The sequence below is a fragment of the Ancylobacter oerskovii genome (assembly GCF_018390555.1).
GTDB classification, from domain to species: Bacteria; Pseudomonadota; Alphaproteobacteria; order Rhizobiales; family Xanthobacteraceae; genus Ancylobacter; species Ancylobacter oerskovii.
This window is the reverse complement of sequence record NZ_JAHBGB010000016.1, coordinates 1-741: the sequence shown is the minus strand read 5'-3', so window position 1 is coordinate 741 and position 741 is coordinate 1. Positions and strand designations below refer to the sequence as shown.

Genomic DNA, 741 nt, shown 5'->3' with positions numbered 1-741 from the left:
CTGACAAACTGAACGCCGTTGTCGATCAGCGCCGTGTGGATCTTGTAGGGGCAGCGATGAGCAGAGCCTTGAGGAAACCGGCCACCACCCGCTTCGTCGCCTTCCGGTAGATCCTGGCAAAGACCAGCTTGGAGGTGCGATCCGCGGCCACGAATAGATAGGCCTTGCCACCCTCGTAGCGCAGCTCGGCGATGTCGAGGTGAAAGTAGCCGATCACGTAGGCCTTGAACCGCTTGGGCTTCTCGCGATCGGCCTTCGGCAGGCGCGAGATTCCGTGCCGTTGAAGGCAGCGGTGCAGCGACGAGCGCGTCAGATGCGGGATGACGTCTTTCAAGGCGACGAAGAGTCGTCCAGCGGTAGGCGAGCAGGCGAGCCTGCACGGGCAGAGCGACGATCGCAGCCTCCTCGATGGATGAAAGGATTGAATTGCGCCGCTCCTTCGGGCCCATCGGCGCGTCTTCGACCATCCGGCGGGATCGCCACTTCCTTACGGTCTTCTCGTTGATTCCGAAGCGTCGCGCGAGCTCCGCGGCCGAAGCTTGCGATCGTTGTAGCTTCGCTCGAACGGCATGCGTGGTCTTGGCGCTCCCGTGAAGAACCTGCCCCATAGCGTGTCCCTCTCCAACGGAGATAATGATACGCCATCACACTGTGGGACTAAACACCTGGCTCATGCCCGTTGTTGTAGCCCCCACAAGCCCAGACAAGTCTCACGGTGCTGCATGGGCCGCGATGAACTCG

General features: G+C 61.5%; 1 pseudogene. It reads right to left on the bottom strand.

Going from position 1 to position 741, the window contains the following annotated elements:
- A pseudogene (locus KHC19_RS08815) lies at window positions 1-608 on the bottom strand (transposase family protein); the annotation flags it as partial.
- Window positions 609-741: the final 133 nt, after the last annotated feature.